At 61.8% G+C, this 16,986-nt stretch carries 13 protein-coding genes; 4 read left to right on the top strand and 9 right to left on the bottom strand.

Annotated features, from left to right (window positions below; genetic code table 11):
• Positions 1–98: 98 nt before the first annotated feature.
• The 6 genes from V5B44_RS23830 to glk all read right to left on the bottom strand — a co-directional run bounded on the left by V5B44_RS23830 (position 99) and on the right by glk (position 9,223).
• Positions 99–782 carry a phosphoglycolate phosphatase gene (locus V5B44_RS23830; RefSeq protein ID WP_332361525.1) on the bottom strand — a complete coding sequence of 228 codons (684 nt, stop codon included), beginning with the start codon at positions 780–782 and terminating at the stop codon, positions 99–101.
• Positions 782–1,471, bottom strand: coding sequence for a ribulose-phosphate 3-epimerase (gene rpe, locus V5B44_RS23825; RefSeq protein WP_332361523.1), 690 nt, complete (start codon positions 1,469–1,471; stop codon positions 782–784). The genes V5B44_RS23830 and rpe overlap by 1 nt, the downstream gene beginning before the upstream one ends.
• 112 nt (positions 1,472–1,583) lie before the next feature.
• Positions 1,584–3,599, bottom strand: a complete 2,016-nt coding sequence (gene glgX / locus V5B44_RS23820; RefSeq protein ID WP_332361521.1) for a glycogen debranching protein GlgX — start codon at positions 3,597–3,599, stop codon at positions 1,584–1,586.
• The gene (gene glgB / locus V5B44_RS23815; RefSeq protein WP_332361519.1) at positions 3,587–5,770 is read right to left on the bottom strand and encodes a 1,4-alpha-glucan branching protein GlgB; all 2,184 of its coding nucleotides are present in this window, start codon (positions 5,768–5,770) and stop codon (positions 3,587–3,589) included. The genes glgX and glgB overlap by 13 nt, the downstream gene beginning before the upstream one ends.
• Positions 5,771–5,781: 11 nt before the next feature.
• Positions 5,782–8,235 (bottom strand): glycogen/starch/alpha-glucan phosphorylase, encoded by a 2,454-nt coding sequence (locus V5B44_RS23810; RefSeq protein ID WP_332361517.1) that lies wholly within the window; start codon positions 8,233–8,235, stop codon positions 5,782–5,784.
• Positions 8,236–8,257: 22 nt separating this feature from the next.
• Positions 8,258–9,223 (bottom strand): glucokinase, encoded by a 966-nt coding sequence (gene glk / locus V5B44_RS23805; protein ID WP_332361515.1) that lies wholly within the window; start codon positions 9,221–9,223, stop codon positions 8,258–8,260.
• Between the two features lie 357 nt (positions 9,224–9,580).
• On the opposite strand from glk, the gene V5B44_RS23800 reads away from it, so the two are divergent.
• The gene (locus V5B44_RS23800) at positions 9,581–10,990 is read left to right on the top strand and encodes an FAD-binding oxidoreductase (protein WP_332361513.1); all 1,410 of its coding nucleotides are present in this window, start codon (positions 9,581–9,583) and stop codon (positions 10,988–10,990) included.
• A 37-nt stretch (positions 10,991–11,027) separates the two neighbouring features.
• Here V5B44_RS23800 and V5B44_RS23795 read toward each other — a convergent pair whose 3' ends face one another.
• From V5B44_RS23795 to V5B44_RS23785, 3 genes are read right to left on the bottom strand one after another with little or no spacing between them, the layout of a single operon-like run.
• Positions 11,028–11,897, bottom strand: a complete 870-nt coding sequence (locus V5B44_RS23795) for an Hsp33 family molecular chaperone HslO (protein WP_332361511.1) — start codon at positions 11,895–11,897, stop codon at positions 11,028–11,030.
• On the bottom strand, positions 11,894–12,991 hold the full coding sequence (gene nadA, locus V5B44_RS23790; protein WP_332361509.1) for a quinolinate synthase NadA: 1,098 nt from the start codon (positions 12,989–12,991) through the stop codon (positions 11,894–11,896). The genes V5B44_RS23795 and nadA overlap by 4 nt, the downstream gene beginning before the upstream one ends.
• A gap of 52 nt (positions 12,992–13,043) precedes the next feature.
• Positions 13,044–13,493, bottom strand: a complete 450-nt coding sequence (locus V5B44_RS23785) for a rhodanese-like domain-containing protein (RefSeq protein ID WP_332361507.1) — start codon at positions 13,491–13,493, stop codon at positions 13,044–13,046.
• A gap of 293 nt (positions 13,494–13,786) precedes the next feature.
• Between V5B44_RS23785 and glnA the strand changes: the two genes are divergently transcribed.
• From glnA to glnL, 3 genes are all read left to right on the top strand, one after another.
• Positions 13,787–15,202: a type I glutamate--ammonia ligase gene (gene glnA, locus V5B44_RS23780; RefSeq protein ID WP_291911339.1), complete on the top strand. Its 1,416-nt coding sequence runs from the start codon at positions 13,787–13,789 to the stop codon at positions 15,200–15,202.
• 175 nt (positions 15,203–15,377) lie between these two features.
• A complete protein-coding gene (locus tag V5B44_RS23775; protein WP_332361504.1) occupies positions 15,378–15,863 on the top strand; it encodes a DUF4124 domain-containing protein in 486 nt (161 codons plus the stop codon).
• Positions 15,864–15,895: 32 nt separating this feature from the next.
• A complete protein-coding gene (gene glnL, locus V5B44_RS23770; RefSeq protein WP_332361502.1) occupies positions 15,896–16,969 on the top strand; it encodes a nitrogen regulation protein NR(II) in 1,074 nt (357 codons plus the stop codon).
• Positions 16,970–16,986: the final 17 nt, after the last annotated feature.

Here is a 16,986-nt window from a genome sequence, read left to right as displayed (position 1 = left end):
GCGGGACTGCGACGAGGCAGCCTACGGGCGCAAGCGTCGCCAGTACCAGGCCTCCGCCCGGCAAGCGGGCGTCGAGGGCAGCGCGTAGTGGAGCAGGGTCATGCGTGAATCAGGCGTTGCGCCGCTTCGGCAAGGGTCGGGACTATACCATCACACGCAAGATCACGAACATCACGGCCCTCGTTGTAGCCGTATGGCACCAGAAACACATGGCAGCCGGCAGCACGCCCGGCGTCAAAGTCGTGCACCGAATCACCAATCATCAGCACGTCGACCGGCGAGACGCCAAGGCGGCCACTGGCCCAGAGCAGGGGCATCGGGTCGGGCTTCGGACGCGGCAGCAGGTCGCCGCTGACGATCACGTCGAAATAGGGAAAGAGACCAGTACGTTGCAGCAGCGGGAGGGTGAAAGCCTCCGCTTTGTTGGTGATGACACCGAGGGGCAGATCCAGTGTCTTGAGTGCTTCAAGACCCTCGAGGACACCCGGGAAAAGAGCGGCATTGCGACCGTTCTCCGTGCTGTAATGCCGTTTGAAGCTGGCCAGAGCCTCTGGCGGTGGCGGCGCCGCATCGTCGGCAGCGTCCATCGACCCGGCCAAAACTCGCTTGACCAGATTGGGGATGCCGCGCCCGACATAGCTGCGAATCGATTCGACCGCGACTTCCGCGCGCCCGAGGTCGCGCAGCATGGCGCTCGCGGCGGCGTGCAGATCGAGCACTGTATCCAGCAGCGTGCCGTCGAGATCAATCAGCACGGCGCGGACGGCGAGCGGTGTAGGCATCACGGCACCGCCAGCTGCGCGCGCAGCGCAGCAATGATGCTGTCGTAGCGGTTGGCGTCGGTGTCCCTGCCGGCGCCGTAGACCGCCGAACCGGCGACAAAAGCATCGGCACCGGCGCGGGCGATCTCGGCAATGTTATCGACCTTGACTCCGCCATCAACTTCCAGCCGGATTCGTCGCCCGCTGGCACGCTCGTAGGCGTCTATTCTGGCCCGTGCTGCCTTGAGCTTGGTCAGCGTTGACGGAATGAATTTCTGCCCGCCAAAACCGGGATTGACACTCATCAGCAGGATGATATCCAGCTTGTCCATCACGTAATCAAGGTACTCGAGCGGCGTCGCCGGGTTGAACACGAGACCGGCCTGACAGCCGTTTTCCCGGATCAGCGCGAGCGTGCGGTCGACGTGATCGGACGCTTCCGGGTGAAAGGTGATGATATTTGCGCCGGCCTTCGCGAAATCCGGAACGATGCGATCGACGGGCCGGACCATCAGATGCACGTCAATCGGCGCCCGCGTCAGCGGGCGGATTGCCTCACAGATCAGGGGGCCGATCGTCAGATTGGGCACGTAATGGTTGTCCATCACGTCGAAATGGATCCAGTCGGCACCGGCGGCAATGACATTCACCACCTCTTCGCCAAGCCGGGCAAAGTTGGCAGAAAGGATACTCGGTGCGATCACGTGCATAAGAGAAACCACTTTGACTGAACAAGATTCATTCTAATGTGAAAGCGCCGGCCTGCCGCAGCTCATCGACCGGTCAGGGTCGCGATTGCTATCGGCGGCGCGCTTCGGCAGGTCATTCCCGACTGAGGATTTGCACGCTACGCGCCGCGACCGGAGTCGTCTTCTCGCGTCGACAGCTGGCGAAAGCGGTGTCCGCGCTGCTGTCGCAAACTTGCTCCCAGATACCGGCCGGAAGCAGGAAGGGCACCGGGATTTCGTCGCGGTTGATCAGGCAAAGCAAGGTTCCGCTGTCCCCTGCCTGGCCTGCGGCTGGCGTGTCCGGGGCGAGCTGCATGGCAAATGCACCCAGCTTTTTCGACTGCCAGTCGGCAACGCGCATCGGCCTGCCCGCGGGATGCCACCAGACGACATCAGGCTGCCTGTCGGCAGTCGCCGCGCCGGTCAGCCAATGGCGTCGCCGCAGTTGCGGGAAGCGTCGACGCACGCCAATCAAGCCGGCGACAAAATTGATCAGGCCGGCATTGGTATGGCGCCAGTCGAGCCAGGTCATTGCATTATCCTGGCAATAGGCGTTGTTGTTGCCGGCCTGGGTGCGCCCGAGTTCATCACCACCCTGCAGCATGGGCACGCCCTGGGCGATCATCAAGGTCGCCAGCAACGCGCGCTGCAGGCGACGACGTCTTTCGAGAACGGCTGGATCCGCGCTCTCGCCCTCCTCGCCACAATTCCAGGAGCAGTTGTGAGCGTGCCCGTCACGGTTGTCTTCGCCATTGAGCTCGTTGTGCTTCGTTTGATAGCTGACGAGATCGCGCAAGGTAAAACCGTCATGCGCCGTGACGAAGTTGACACCTGCCTGGGGCGCGCGCCCCGCCGCCTGGAAGATCTCACTCGATCCGGCGAGGCGCTGTGCCAGTTGCCCGACACCGGCCTCGCCGCTCAGCCAGAAGGCACGGACATCGTCGCGGAACCGGTCGTTCCATTCGCTCCAGCCAGGCAGAAAGCCCCCGAGGCGGTAGCCATCGGGTCCGATGTCCCAAGGTTCGGCGATCAGCTTGACGCGCTGCAGCAGCGGATCCTGCCTCAGTGCGGCCAGAAAAGCGCTGTCGCGCGTCAGTGCGGCGGCGAGATCGAAACGGAAACCGTCGACGTGCATCACCTCGACCCAGTAGCGCAGCGCATCCATGACCAGCTGCAGAACGCGCGGGTGGGCGAGATTCAGGGTGTTGCCGCAACCGCTGAAATTCTCATAGCCCGCTAGGTAACCGGCTGGCAGGCGATAGTAACTGCGGTTGTCGATACCCCGAAACGAGACGGTCGGGCCCCATTCGTCTGTTTCGGCGGTGTGGTTGAAGACGACGTCGAGAATGACTTCAAGGCCGGCGGCATGGAGCGAGCGGACCATGGTCTTGAATTCGGAAATCACCGACTGCCCGCCGATCTGCGCTGCATAACGTGGTGCGGGAGCGAAGAAGGCCAGCGAGTTGTAGCCCCAGTAATTCACACGCCCTTCGTTGACCAGACGCTGCTCATCGAGAAAGTAGTGCACCGGCAGCAGGCTGACTGCGGTGACGCCAAGCTGCCGGAAATGCTCGATCATCGCTGGTGCGGCGAGACCGGCATACGTGCCACGCAGAACTTCGGGAACACCGGGATGTTGACGGCTCACACCCTTGACGTGCGCCTCGTAGAGTACCGTATCGGCCCAGTGTATTTCCGGCGGTGCATCGCCACCCCAGTCGAACGCTTCGTCAACGACAGCGGCCGTCAGACAGTGTACCGGGTTATCCGGTGCTGCCCAGGAAAAACGACCTGCCACCTCGCGCGCGTAGGGGTCGAGCAGCAGGCGCTGGCCATCGAAGCGGTGGCCCAATTCCGGCGCATTCGGACCATGCACGCGGTAGGCGTAGCAAAGGCCGGGCACTGCACCGCCGAGGTAGCCGTGCCAGACCTGATCGCTGCACTCGCGCAGGGGCAACACGCGCATCTGCCTGCCTTCGAGAATGCACAAATCGACGGCCTCGGCATGCGCCGAAAAAAGCGCGAAGTTCACTCCCCGGCCATCCCAGTGGGCACCGAGCGGCCAGGGCCGCCCAGCTTCGAGACTAATGGAGTCGATCACGGCATCCATTCGAGGTACAGCGCTGCGAGCGGCGGTAGCGTCAGATCCAGGGACCATTCCCGCCCGTGCGCGGAAACCTGCTCCGCATGGATCGGCTCAAACCCGTTGCCGACGTTGCTGCCCCCGTAATGCTGCGAATCGGTATTGAGCCGCTCTTGGTAGATACCGGGCATTGGTACGCCGATCCGGTAGCCATGGCGAACCACGGGCGTAAAGTTGCCGACGTAGAGGATGGCGCGCGAGCGATCACGCGCCCAGCGTACGAAGGCGACGACCGAACATTCCGCATCATCGGCGGCGATCCACTCGAAGCCGGCCGGCTCGAAATCGACCTGATGCAGCGCCGGATTGCTCCGGTACATACGGTTGAGATCGCGGATCAGGTCGCGCACGCCAGCGTGCAGCGGGAAGTCGAGCAGCCCCCAGTCCAGCGAAGCATCGTGGTTCCACTCGTTCCATTGGCCGATTTCGCCGCCCATGAACAGCAGCTTCTTGCCTGGATGGGCCCACATGTAGCCATACAGCGCACGCAGGTTGGCGAACTTCTGCCAGTAGTCGCCGGCCATCTTGCTGATCAACGAGCCCTTGCCGTGAACCACCTCATCGTGCGACAGCGGCAGAATGAAGTTTTCTGTGTAGGCGTACATCATGCCGAAGCTGAGCTGGTTGTGGTGATACCTGCGATGCACCGGATCCTTGGCCATATAGTCGAGAACGTCGTGCATCCACCCCATGTTCCACTTGTAGTGGAAACCAAGGCCACCCATTTCCGGCGGACGACTGACCATCGGCCAGGCGGTCGACTCCTCGGCATAGGTGGCGGCGCTTGGATGCTCCTGGCCAAGGACCTCGTTCGTCCGGCGCAGGAAAGCGACGGCCTCCAGGTTCTCGCGACCGCCATGCACGTTCGGTAGCCATTGCCCTTCCTCGCGGCTGTAGTCGCGGTAGAGCATCGAGGCAACGGCATCGACCCGCAGGCCGTCGATGCCGTAACGTTCGATCCAGAAGAGGGCATTGCCGATCAGGTAGTTGCTGACTTCGCGACGGCCAAAGTTGTAGATGAGCGTACCCCAGTCCTGGTGCATGCCCTCCCGCGGATCGGCGTGCTCATAGAGCGCTGTGCCGTCGAAGCGGCCGAGGCCGTGTTCGTCCGTCGGGAAATGCGCTGGCACCCAGTCGACCAGCACGCGCAGGCCAGCCGCGTGGCAGGCGGCGACGAATTCGCGAAAACCGGTCGGGTTGCCATGACGCGCGGTGGGCGAGTAAAGGCCGAGCGGCTGATAGCCCCAGGATCCGTCGAAGGGGTGCTCCGAGATCGGCAACAGCTCCAGATGCGTGAAGCCCAGATCGACCACGTAAGGGATCAGCGTGTCGGCGATCCGCTGCCAGTCAGGAAAGCCGCCATCGTCGGCCCGCCGCCATGAGGCCAGATGCACCTCGTAGACCGATAGCGGCGCGCCCAGCTCATCGCCAGCCGGCACAGCCACGGGTTCGACGGGTGGCGGCAAGGCGCAGACGATCGAGGCCGTCGATGGACGCATTTCGGCTTGGAAGCCATAGGGGTCGGCCTTGAGCGGAAGCAGATACCCATCGCGAGCCCGAATCTCAAACTTGTAGCGGGCGCCGGCGGTCACCCCCGGCAGAAAGATCTCCCATACACCGCACTCCCGGCGCAGGCGCATCGGGTGGCGACGACCGTCCCAGGTGTTGAAATCGCCGACGACGCTGACCCGCTGCGCGTCCGGCGCCCACACTGCGAAGGCCGTGCCTGGCACACCATCGATCTCGCACAGGTGCGCTCCGAGACGCTCGAAGGGCCGCAGGTGCGAGCCTTCGGCGAGCAGCCAGACGTCCATTTCGCCGAGCACGGTCGAGAAACGATACGGATCATCGGTCTCCTGTACGCCGTGTTCCCAGGTGATCCGCAGGCGATAGGGAAAACTGTTCCGACGGCGGGGCATGATCCCCTCGAAGAAGCCTTCCACTCCTTTGACCTCGACTTGCGCCAGTTCGGCAATCTGCTTCCCGGTCTTGGCCTCGAGGACGGCGACCGACCGCGCGCCCGGTTGCAGGCTGCGAACCCAAAGTCCTCCGTCGGGGTCGGTGTGCATTCCAAGAACGGCGTAGGGGTCACCGTGCTGTGCCCGGCAAAGGGCAATGATTTCTGAATGGTCAAGCATTTGAGACTTCCTCAGGTAGAGTGTGCACTTAGGTTCCAAGTGTCTTTGGCATAGTCACTTATGGTCCGGTCGGCGGAGAAAGGACCCATCCCGGCGACATTCAAAATGGCCTTGCGCTGCCATTCGTCGGGCGTCAGATAGAGGGCATCAACTCGCGCTTGAGCGGCAACGTAGTCCGCATAGTCGGCCAGCAAGAGGTAGTGGTCGCCGTAATGCAGCAGGCTGTTGAAGATGTCATGGTAACGCGGCCGTTCGCCGGGCGAGAAGAAACCACTGTCAATCCGGTCAAGCGCCTCCTTGAGGGCAGGATCGTTCTGGTACAGAGCCATCGGCTGATGGCCAGCCGCCCTGATCGCATTGACCTGAGCGGTGTTGTTGCCGAAGATGAAAATATTCTCGGCGCCCACGTTATCCCGAATCTCGATGTTGGCACCATCCTCGGTGCCGATGGTCAGTGCGCCGTTGAGCGAGAGCTTCATGTTGCCGGTACCCGAGGCTTCGGTGCCAGCGGTCGAAATCTGCTCTGACAGATTGGCCGCCGGCATGATCAGCTCGGCGACGGAAACGCCATAGTTGGGAATGAAGACGACCTGCAACAGCTCGCGGGTCCGCGGATTGTTGTTCACGACTGCGGCGACGTCGTGAATCAGGCGGATCACCTGCTTGGCCATGTGATACGACGATGCCGCCTTGCCGGCGAAAATCACGCTGCGCGGCGCGTAATTCGTGGCTGAGCCGTCCAGCAGTGCGTTGTAGCGCGTGATGACGTGCAACACGTTGAGCAACTGCCGCTTGTACTCGTGGATCCGTTTGACCTGCACGTCGAACAGGCTGTCCGGGTTCAGGGTGATGCCCACTTCACGGGCAACGTAATTGGCCAGACGCACCTTGTTGCCACGTTTGGCCGCCGCAAACGCGGTGCGGAAACCTGCGTCGTCAGCGCTGGCCCGCAGATCGTGCAAACGGTCCAGATGTAGACGCCAGTCCCTGCCACCGAGGCGCTCGTCGAGTAGACCGGAGAGCGCAGGGTTGGATTGTGCCAGCCAGCGTCGTGGGGTGACGCCATTGGTCTTGTTGTGGAACCGCTCCGGGTAGAGGCTGGCAAAATCGGCAAAGATGGTCTGTACCATCAGGTCCGAATGCAGTTGCGAAACGCCGTTGACGCGGTGACTGCCAACGATGCATAGGTGCGCCATGCGTACGCGCTTGTCCTTGTCGTGGCCGCCGCCGTCGTCGATCAGCGACACTCGCCGCATCAGGTCGATATCTCCAGGGTAGAGCCGGATGACCTCGTCGAGAAACTCCTGGTTGATACGGTAGATGATCAGGATGTGGCGCGGCAGTACCCGCTGGATCAGCGAAACCTTCCAGGTCTCAAGCGCCTCCGGCATCAGTGTGTGATTGGTGTAGGAGAAAATCCGACGGCATTGGTCCCAGGCCGCTGCCCAGGTCATGCCGTGCTCGTCAACCAGCAGGCGCATCAACTCGGCAACGCCAATCGCCGGGTGGGTATCGTTGAGATGGATCGCCACCTGCTCGGCCAGATTGTCGAAGGTTCCGTGCTCCCCGTGGTGACGCTCCAGGATGTCCTGCATCGATGCCGAGACGAAGAAATACTCCTGGCGTAGACGCAGTTCGCGACCAGCAGCGGTGCTGTCGTTGGGGTAGAGGACCCATGAGATATTTTCGAAGCGGTTCTTGAACTCGGCGGCACGCTGGTAGTCGCCGGTATTGAAGGCACCGAGGTCGATCTCCGATGGCGCCGCCGCCTTCCACAGCCGCAGGGTACTGACCCGATCGGTGCCATGACCGGGGATCACGTAGTCGAAAGCCTTGGCTTCCACCGAATCGGCGGCGTGCCATTCGGCCCACTCGCCATGGTGCTCGCAGGTACCACCGAAGCGCACGGTGTGATGCTTGTTGGCGCGCGGGAATTCCCATGGCGAACGATCCTGCAGCCAGGCTTCCGGCTTTTCAACCTGTTGTCCATTGAGGATCGACTGTGCGAACATGCCGTACTCGTAGCGGACGCCATAACCCCAGGAGGGAAGCCCAAGGGTCGCCATAGAATCGAGGAAGCAGGCCGCCAGCCTGCCCAGACCGCCATTGCCGAGCGCCGCATCGGGTTCACATTCCATCACCTCGTCGACTGACGGCCCCGGTGCAGTGAACACAGATGCCGCCTGGTCACGAAGATCGAGTGCGGACAAGGCATTGTTCATTGCGCGACCGATCAGGAATTCCATCGACAGGTAATAGACACGCCGTGCCTTGCTGTCGCGATCCGCATTCTGTGTGTTCACCCAGCGCTGTGCCAGCTGCTCGCGCGCCACCTGCGAAAGCGCCTGATAGAGATCGGCCCTGGTGGCTCTGGAAGGCTCGGCAGCGACCGTGCCGAGAAGTTTGCGCTCAATTTCGGCGCGCAGTTGTTCGCTTTCGGGACAGGGTTGAGCGGCATCGGACATCAGGCTGATACTCCAGTAAAGTTCATGGATAACCCTCGCTCTCGGCCAGGGCATGGGCAGCGCCAAGCAGGGCCGGCGTAGGAGAAAGCATTACATAGGTCGGAATTGCCGCCAAGTAGGATCCGAAACGCCCCTTGGCCTCGAAACGGACACGAAAAGGTGAGTGATCAAACAGTTCCCCCAGCCTTGGAATGATACCACCGCCAACATAGACGCCACCCTGGGCGCCGAGTGTCAGCGCAAGATTTCCTGCCATTGAGCCGAGCATCGCGCAGAATGTTTCGATCACTGCCTGGCACTGAACGTCCTGCCGGGACAGCGCACGGGAGACGATCTCGGCTGTAGACAACGGCTCGTCGCGACGACCGTCGACTGCGGCCACCAGCCGATGCAGCAGCGGCAAGCCGCCGCCGGAGAGGAGGCGCTCGGCCGAGACATGGCCAAGTTCGCGCCAGGCCAGCGAAAGAATCGCCGACTCACGTTCGTCGGCAGGGGCCAGCGAACAGTGACCGCCCTCTCCGCTCAGCGCGAGCCAGCCCCCGCGATGAAACATCACACCGGAAACACCCAAGCCGGTTCCTGGCCCGAGGACCCCTTTCGCAGCCAGTTCGACCGAGGTGCCGGCGCCTACCTGACGCAGATCTGCGGCGTCAAGGTGTGGCAGCGACAGGGCCAGGGCCGTGAAGTCGTTGAGCAGCAGGACGCGGCACAGGCCGAGCCTCGACTTGAGATCGTCGCGCGAGAAAGTCCAGGCAGCATTGGTCAGCCGGATCACCTCACCATGGACTGGTGCCGCGAGGGCGATAGCCGCTGCCTGCAAAGCCGGGGCGCCAACCTCGCCAAGGTAGGCTTGAATCGCCTCCACCGGCCCCGGAAAATCCTTCACGGCAAGAATGCGCACCAAGCCGGGAGAGCCAGTCCGGTCGAGCAAGGCAAAGCGGGCACGAGTGCCGCCGATGTCGGCAACCAGCCTCGCGTCTGGGCTCATGAGAGTTCCCGCTGGCACAGGATGACGATTTGCCAGGTCGAGCGGCCGCCGCAAGGTCGGCAGTGAACGGAGCGGAAGGTGCTTCTCATGACATTCAGCGGATGGGCATGTGTTCTAGTGTTCTGACCGCTGCCAACGGGAATTGCAGGATCAACTGCCGGCAAGCCGGAAAGGCATTAAGATGCCCCGAATCTTCGCACCAAATGCGGCATTTATCAAAGACCCTGCGACCATGAAACGTTCTCTCCCCCGGCAACCGGCCTCAGTGCCACGGCAGTCTCTCCGGTGCACGCTGGTTCTGTCAAGGCGAAAGCACGGCCATTGTGCCACGCACCCGCGCGGCGGGCATAGTCGCCCATGAACAGGGCCGATCTGATCAGCACCCTTGGCCAACACGTTGGCGCGGATAACGTGTTGGCGACCGCCGAAGCCATGTCGTCCTACCTTGTCGACTGGCGCGGTCGCTATCGCGGTGCCGCCATCTGCGTTGTGCGCCCGGCAACCACGGCAGCGGTCTCGGCAGTGGTCCACGCGTGCGCGCAGGCCGGCGTGGCGATGGTCCCGCAGGGCGGCAACACCAGCCTTTGTGGTGCGGCAACGCCAGGTCCCGAGGGACAGTCGGTGGTCATTAGCCTGTCCAGGCTGAAGCGCGTACGGGCAATTGATCCCGCCAATAACGCGATGACTGTCGAGGCCGGTTGCGTGCTGCAGACACTTCGGGATGCGGCCGCCGAGGCGCAGCGACTGTTTCCGTTGTCACTGGCTGCCGAGGGAAGCTGCCAGATCGGCGGCAATCTGTCCACCAACGCGGGCGGTGTGCAGGTTCTGCGTTATGGCAACGCACGTGAACTGACCCTCGGTCTGGAGGTCGTGCTGCCCAGCGGCGAGATCTGGGATGGCCTGCGCGGCTTGCGCAAGGACAACACTGGCTACGACCTGAAGCACCTGTTCATCGGCGCCGAGGGGACTCTTGGCATCATTACCGCTGCCGTACTCAAGCTTTTCCCCCTGCCACGGGCAATGGCGACTGCCTGGCTGGCAATCGCGTCGCCAGCGGCAGCGGTGCATCTGCTGGCTGATCTACAGGCGCATTTCGGTCCGTCATTGACCGCCTGCGAACTGGTTTCCGACAGCGCTCTTGGCCTGGTTTGCAAGCACATTCCGGGGGCACACCCCGCCCTCTCGGCAAGCCCGTGGCATCTGTTGATCGAATTGTCGGGCAGCGGCGACGATCAGGCGTTGCGTGAAGCGCTGACGGCATTTCTCAGCGCCGCGCTGGAAGACCTCGTGATCAGCGACGTGGTCCTGGCGCAAAGTGGCGAGCAGACCAGGCGTCTGTGGGCTCTGCGCGAGAACATCGGCGAGGCACAGAAGATCGAAGGCCTGAGCATCAAGCACGATGTGTCACTGCCGATCTCGCGCATTCCGGAGTTCGTCGAGCGCGCCGACCGGGCGCTCTCGCAGGCTTTCCCGGAGATTCGGATCGTCACCTTCGGCCACGTCGGCGATGGCAATCTCCATTACAACCAATCGAAATCGGCAGCCGGCGAGAACGCGGCTTTCCTGGCCGCACAGCCGGAAGTCAATCGCATCGTGCACGACTTGGTCGATGAAATGGGCGGCAGCATCAGTGCCGAACACGGCATCGGACAGCTGAAGCGCGAGGAACTGCTACGCTACAAGAGCCCGGTGGAGATCGCGCTGATGCGAGCAATCAAGCGGACCCTTGATCCGCTGGGCCTGATGAATCCGGGCAAGGTGCTCTGACAGGATTCAGGTTACCAACGTGGCTTACCTGCAACGGTCAATGAAGCGTCGGTGGATTACCGGACACGAAATCGCGAAAGACTTCGTCTATGGCCTGCGCATCAAAACGGTAGTCACGATTGCACAGGTCATCCTTGATGACCACCTCGTCGTGCTCCCGCAGCGCGGCATAAACCTCGGCGGGGCCCAGCGAGCGCAGCATTGAGCGCACCTTTTCCCAGTCCTCGGGGCAATTGTGAATGACTGTCCTGGCCGGAAAAAGGCGAACGGCCTCCTCGTGAAAAAGCCGCAGCAACAAGTCTGCCGCTGGCAGGCTGAGAAGCTCCGAGGCCTTCACGGTCGCAGCCAGCGCTTCGACGCGAGCCCAGCCATCCGGGTCGCACGGATCGGCGGCGGGAAGCTTCTGCAGAAGGAGGCCGGCAGCTGCCTCGGATGAAGCCGCCAGAAAGAAACGGGTTGGCAACTGATCCGACTGCCGAAGGTAGTGCTCAAAGACTTCGGCAACGTTCTCGCCATCGAGTGGCACGATGCTCTGGTAGGGCTCACGCATCGACCGCATGTCGAGCGAGAGCTGCAGATGGCCGTGGCCAAGCAGTTCCCGCAGCGACTTGCTTTCAGGCTGCGTCTCACACCTGGCCATGCCGCGAATCTGCAGCTGTTCATTGCAGTCGATGACCAGCAGCGATACCGGGCCGTTGCCGCGCAACTGGATCGTCAGTCGCCCAGGCTGTTTCAGGTTGCCGCCGAGGAGGAGCGTCGTCGCACTCATTTCCCCGAGGAGCCGGACAACCGGCTCGGGGTAGGCGCGATTCTCGAGCATTTTGCGCCATACCGCCCCCAAGCTGACGACGGCGCCACAAATGTCGAGGTCGTCGAAGAGGAAGCGGCACACGCTATCCTGACTCATGATACGGCAAGCATTCTTTCCAGCGCCAGCTTGGCGAGCTCCCGCTCGTGCTCGGGAACCCTGATCTGGTTGACGACCGTACCATCAGCCAGATTCTCCAGCGTCCACGCCAGATGCTGCGGGTCGATCCGCTGCATCGTCGAGCACATGCAGACGGTCGGTGCCATGAACTGCACGATCTTGCCCTCGTGCCGGACTTCTTCGGCAAGACGGTTGACCAGGTTGAGCTCGGTACCGACCAGCCAGCGGGTGTTCGGCTTTGCCTCCTTGATCGTCCTCACGATATGTTCGGTCGAGCCAACGAAATCCGATTGCCGGCAGACTTCGAAGCTGCATTCGGGGTGGGCGATCACCAGGCCGTCGGGATGCTGATTGCGAAAACGCAGAATATGCGATGGCTGGAACATCTGATGAACCGAGCAATGACCCTTCCAGAGCAGCAATCTGGCCCGCCGGATTTGCTCGGCTGTGAGGCCGCCCATCTCGAGGTCGGGATCCCAGACCATCATCTCATCGAGCGGGATACCCATCTGGGCCCCGGTCCAGCGCCCCAGATGCTGATCAGGAAAGAAAAGGATCTTCTCGCGACGGGCAAAGGCCCAGGCAGCAATCGTTCCGGCATTCGACGAGGTGCAGACGATGCCGCCCCGGGCACCACAAAAGGCTTTGAGATCGGCTGCCGAGTTGATGTAGGTCACCGGCGTCACCTGCTGGTCCACGTCGATTGCCTCGCCGAGCTCGCGCCAACAGCGCTCAACCTTGGCCAGATTGGCCATGTCGGCCATCGAACAGCCAGCTGCCAAGTCGGGCAAGATCGCCATCTGCTCTGGCTTTGACATGATGTCGGCGACTTCGGCCATGAAATGCACGCCGCAGAAGACGATATACCGCGAATCGGTTTGCGAGGCCAGGCGCGAAAGCTTCAGGGAGTCACCCGTGAGATCGGCATACTGATAGACATCGGCGCGTTGATAGTGGTGGCAGAGCAGCACGGCTTCCTTGCCGAGCCGCTCGCGAGCCGTGCGAATGCGCTGATGACAGGCGTCGTCCTGCAACTGGTTGAACTTGTCGAAGCTGATGGTCGCAGTTTGCATGTGGTGAGACTCGAATCGATGTCAAAGAAGCCCGGGCGGGCAACCAGAAGGTTCAGTTATGCCATGGCAAGCCGGCAAGACGCCAGCCACCAATCTTCCCGCGCTGGCCATTGGCATCCAGGTCACCTTCAAAACCCTCGAGCACGTTGTAGCATTCGCGTTGCGCTGCTTCACCGGCCAGCGCGGCAGCGTGGTGCGAGCGCACGCCGCTGCGGCAGATGAACAGCAGCAGCGCTTCACGATCGACCTGTTGTTTCAGCTCGGTCAGAAAATAGGCATTGGGGACGCCATCCGGGTAACTCATCCACTCGATCTCGATGGCACCGGGGATGCGCCCAACCCAATCCCACTCGGCGTGCGTGCGTACGTCAACCAGCTTCGCGCCGGGCGCCAGCTGCCAGACCTCGTACGCCTCATGCGGCGTCAGGGCTCCCGCATAGGGCAGGCCGAGTTCTTGCCCACGTTCCTGGGCGAGTTGCAGCAGGTCGGTCAATCTTCCCATGGGTTCCGAGGGCCTGTCGAAGGATGTCTTGAGGAACTGAGAGTATAAATCACTTGTTTCGTTCGCAGCGCGTAGCAGCCCGACAGCCAGCAACCGGGACGCACCCCCTTGGTGCACAGCGCCGCCGACCGCACCGCCGTGGTGCGGCGTAAAATGCTGGAGAATGCTCCAGAGCCTTGTGGCACAATGAACAGCCAGCAGGGCATGGATTGGCACGTTTTCTGCTAGTACCCCCCGCGCACCTATTTTCTATTGTCGCCGCTCGTACCGGCACCTGTTCAGGAGACTCTGCAATGGCAAGCCCGCAAGACGTAATCAAGATGGTCAAGGAAAACGAGGCGAAGTTCGTGGACTTCCGCTTCACCGATACCCGCGGCAAGGAACAGCACGTGACGGTGCCGGTCAGCGCTTTCGACGAAGACAAGTTCGAGAACGGCCACGCTTTCGATGGTTCGTCGATCGCCGGCTGGAAAGGGATTCAAGCCTCGGACATGCAGTTGATGCCTGATCCGAGCACGGCCTACATTGACCCCTTCTTCGATGAAACGACGGTCGTCATTACCTGCGACGTCGTCGACCCGGCTGACGGACGCGGCTACGACCGTGACCCGCGGTCGATTGCCAAGCGTGCCGAGGCTTACCTCAAGTCTTGCGGCATTGGCGATACAGCCTACTTTGGACCGGAACCCGAGTTCTTCATTTTCGATTCGGTCTCGTGGAGCGTCGACATGTCGGGCTGCACGCTGAAGATCTATTCGCAGGAAGCCGCCTGGACGAGTGGTGAAAAGTCCGAGGGTGAGGGTGGAACCGGCCACCGTCCGGGAGTCAAGGGCGGCTACTTCCCCGTGCCACCGGTCGATAGCCTGCACGACATCCGTTCAGCGATGGTTCTGACGCTGGAGGCTGCCGGGGTGCCGGTGGAAGTACATCACCACGAAGTGGCGACTGCTGGTCAATGCGAGATCGGAACCCTGTTCAGCACGCTGGTCAAGCGTGCCGACTGGACCCAGATTCTCAAGTACGTGGTACACAACGTTGCGCACCAGTACGGCAAGACGGCGACCTTCATGCCGAAGCCTATCGTCGGCGACAACGGTTCGGGCATGCACGTCCATCAGTCGATCTGGAAGGATGGCAAGAACCTCTTTGCCGGCAACGGCTACGCCGGTCTGTCGGAGATGGCGCTGTTCTACATCGGCGGGATCATCAAGCACGCCAAGGCGCTGAACGCAATTACCAACCCCGGTACTAATTCGTACAAGCGTCTGGTGCCGCACTACGAAGCGCCGGTCAAGCTGGCCTACTCGGCAAAGAACCGTTCGGCCTCGATCCGCGTCCCGCACGTGGCTTCCGACAAGGCGAGGCGCATCGAAACGCGCTTCCCGGATCCGATCGCCAATCCCTATCTGTGCTTCTCGGCGCTGCTGATGGCCGGCCTCGATGGCATCCAGAACCGGATTCACCCGGGTGATCCGGCAGACAAGAACCTCTACGATCTGCCGCCGGAAGAGGATGCCAAGATTCCGACCGTTTGTGCCAGCCTCGAGGAAGCCCTTGCCTCGCTCGACAAGGATCGTGACTTCCTGACCCGTGGCGGCGTTTTTTCCAACGACTGGATCGACGCCTTTCTCGAGTTGAAGATGGACGAGGTCAACAAGGTTCGCATGACCACCCACCCGGTCGAGTTCGAACTGTATTACAGCTGCTGAACCCCCGGCGCAAACAAGAGGACGGGCCTGCCCGTCCTTTTTTTGTCTACCGATCGCCCTCCTCGCGCGTTAGTATTGGCTTCGGTCATCCGTTACAATCCTGGTGGATACCGATCCGGCAGGATTGTAGGCATCTGCAACCACGGACTGCTCGTGACGAGGGAACACAACAGCAATGAAAGCGCAAGACCTGTGTATTTCGATCGCCCTGCCATTGCTTGCTGCAGTGCCAGCACATGCGCAGGACATCTACAAATGCGCCGATGCCGACGGACGGGTCACCTATTCGAACGTGCCGACCAGGAGTTGCCGGAAACTCGTGCTGGATCCGGTCAACCTTGCTCCGGCCGTCAAGGCACCAGCGACCAAGACGGCAACACCAGGCAGTTTTCCCAAGGTGGACGAGCAAACGCAGAAGTCGCGCGATGGCGATCGTCGCCGCATCCTCGAAAACGAGTTGGCGGCCGAAGAGAAGAATGCCGAGCAGGCAAAAAAGGATCTCGGCGAGCAGGAAGCAATCGTCCTGCCAAACGAGCGCATGCAAGGTGGCGCGATCAGTGGCGGCAAGGTTCAAGAGCGTCTGCAGCCCTACAAGGACAAAGTCGCTTTGCACCAACGCAATATCGAGGCAATCCGGAAAGAGATCGCCAATCTGCGCTGATCTTTGGGGCATGAGGCTACCTGCCCAAGCTGATGCCTGAGAATTCGAGGAATCCATTCGGTGGCCTTGACCTGCTGTCGTCGGCGGTTGTTCTCCTCGACGAGAGCCTGGCAATCCGCTACCTGAATCCTGCCGCCGAGAACTTGATGGAGATCAGCAACAAGGTCTTCGCGGGCTGCCCGCTGGAGGGCGTCATGGAGTGCCCGCCGAAGTTGCTCGCGGCCCTGAGCAGCGTTCTGAATCACGGCTGGAGCTATACCGGGCAGAACATCGAACTGCGGCTCGCTGGTGGCGACGTGCTTCAACTGAATTGCACGGTAAACCCGGTGGATGCCCACGGAGCCTCTCTTCTTGTCGAGCTTTGGCCAATAGATCAACAACTTAGGGCCACAAGGGAGGAGCGCCTGGTCGAGCAGCAACACGCCAACCGCGAACTGATACGAAACCTGGTGCACGAAATCAAAAACCCTCTCGGCGGCATCCGGGGTGCGGCGCAGTTGCTCGAACGGGAACTCAACAATCCCGGCCTGCGCGAATATACCCAGGTGATCATCAAGGAGGCCGACCGTCTGCAGGATCTGATGCGACGCCTGCTGTCGCCTCACCGCCCGATGCAACCTGGCCCGGTGAACATCCACGAGATCCTCGAGCGCGTACGCAGCCTGCTCACCGCGGAGTTTCCGACCACGCTCCGGGTCTGCCGTGACTACGACACCAGCCTGCCGGAGCTGGTGGGTGATCGGGAGCAACTGATTCAGGTCTTCCTCAACATCGCGAGAAACGCGGCGCAGGCGATCAGACGGCAACCTGACGGGAGTGTTTCCTCGGCGGGCACGATCACGCTACGCACGCGCGCGGCACGCCAGGTCACCTTGTTCAAGCGGCGCCACCGCTTGGCGCTCGAAGTTCAGGTGATCGACGATGGCCCGGGAATTCCGGAAGACATCCGCGAACGCATGTTCTACCCGCTGGTTTCCGGCCGCGCCGGTGGCAGCGGCCTCGGCCTGACGCTGGCGCAGAGTTTTGTCCAACAGCACCAGGGCACCATTGATTGCCTAAGTCGGCCCGGCCATACCTGTTTCACGATTCGCTTGCCGCTGGCCTGAGAAGCTGGCAGGTTTCT

The organism is Candidatus Accumulibacter necessarius (assembly GCF_036625085.1).
This window is presented reverse-complemented; position numbering and strand designations above follow the sequence as displayed.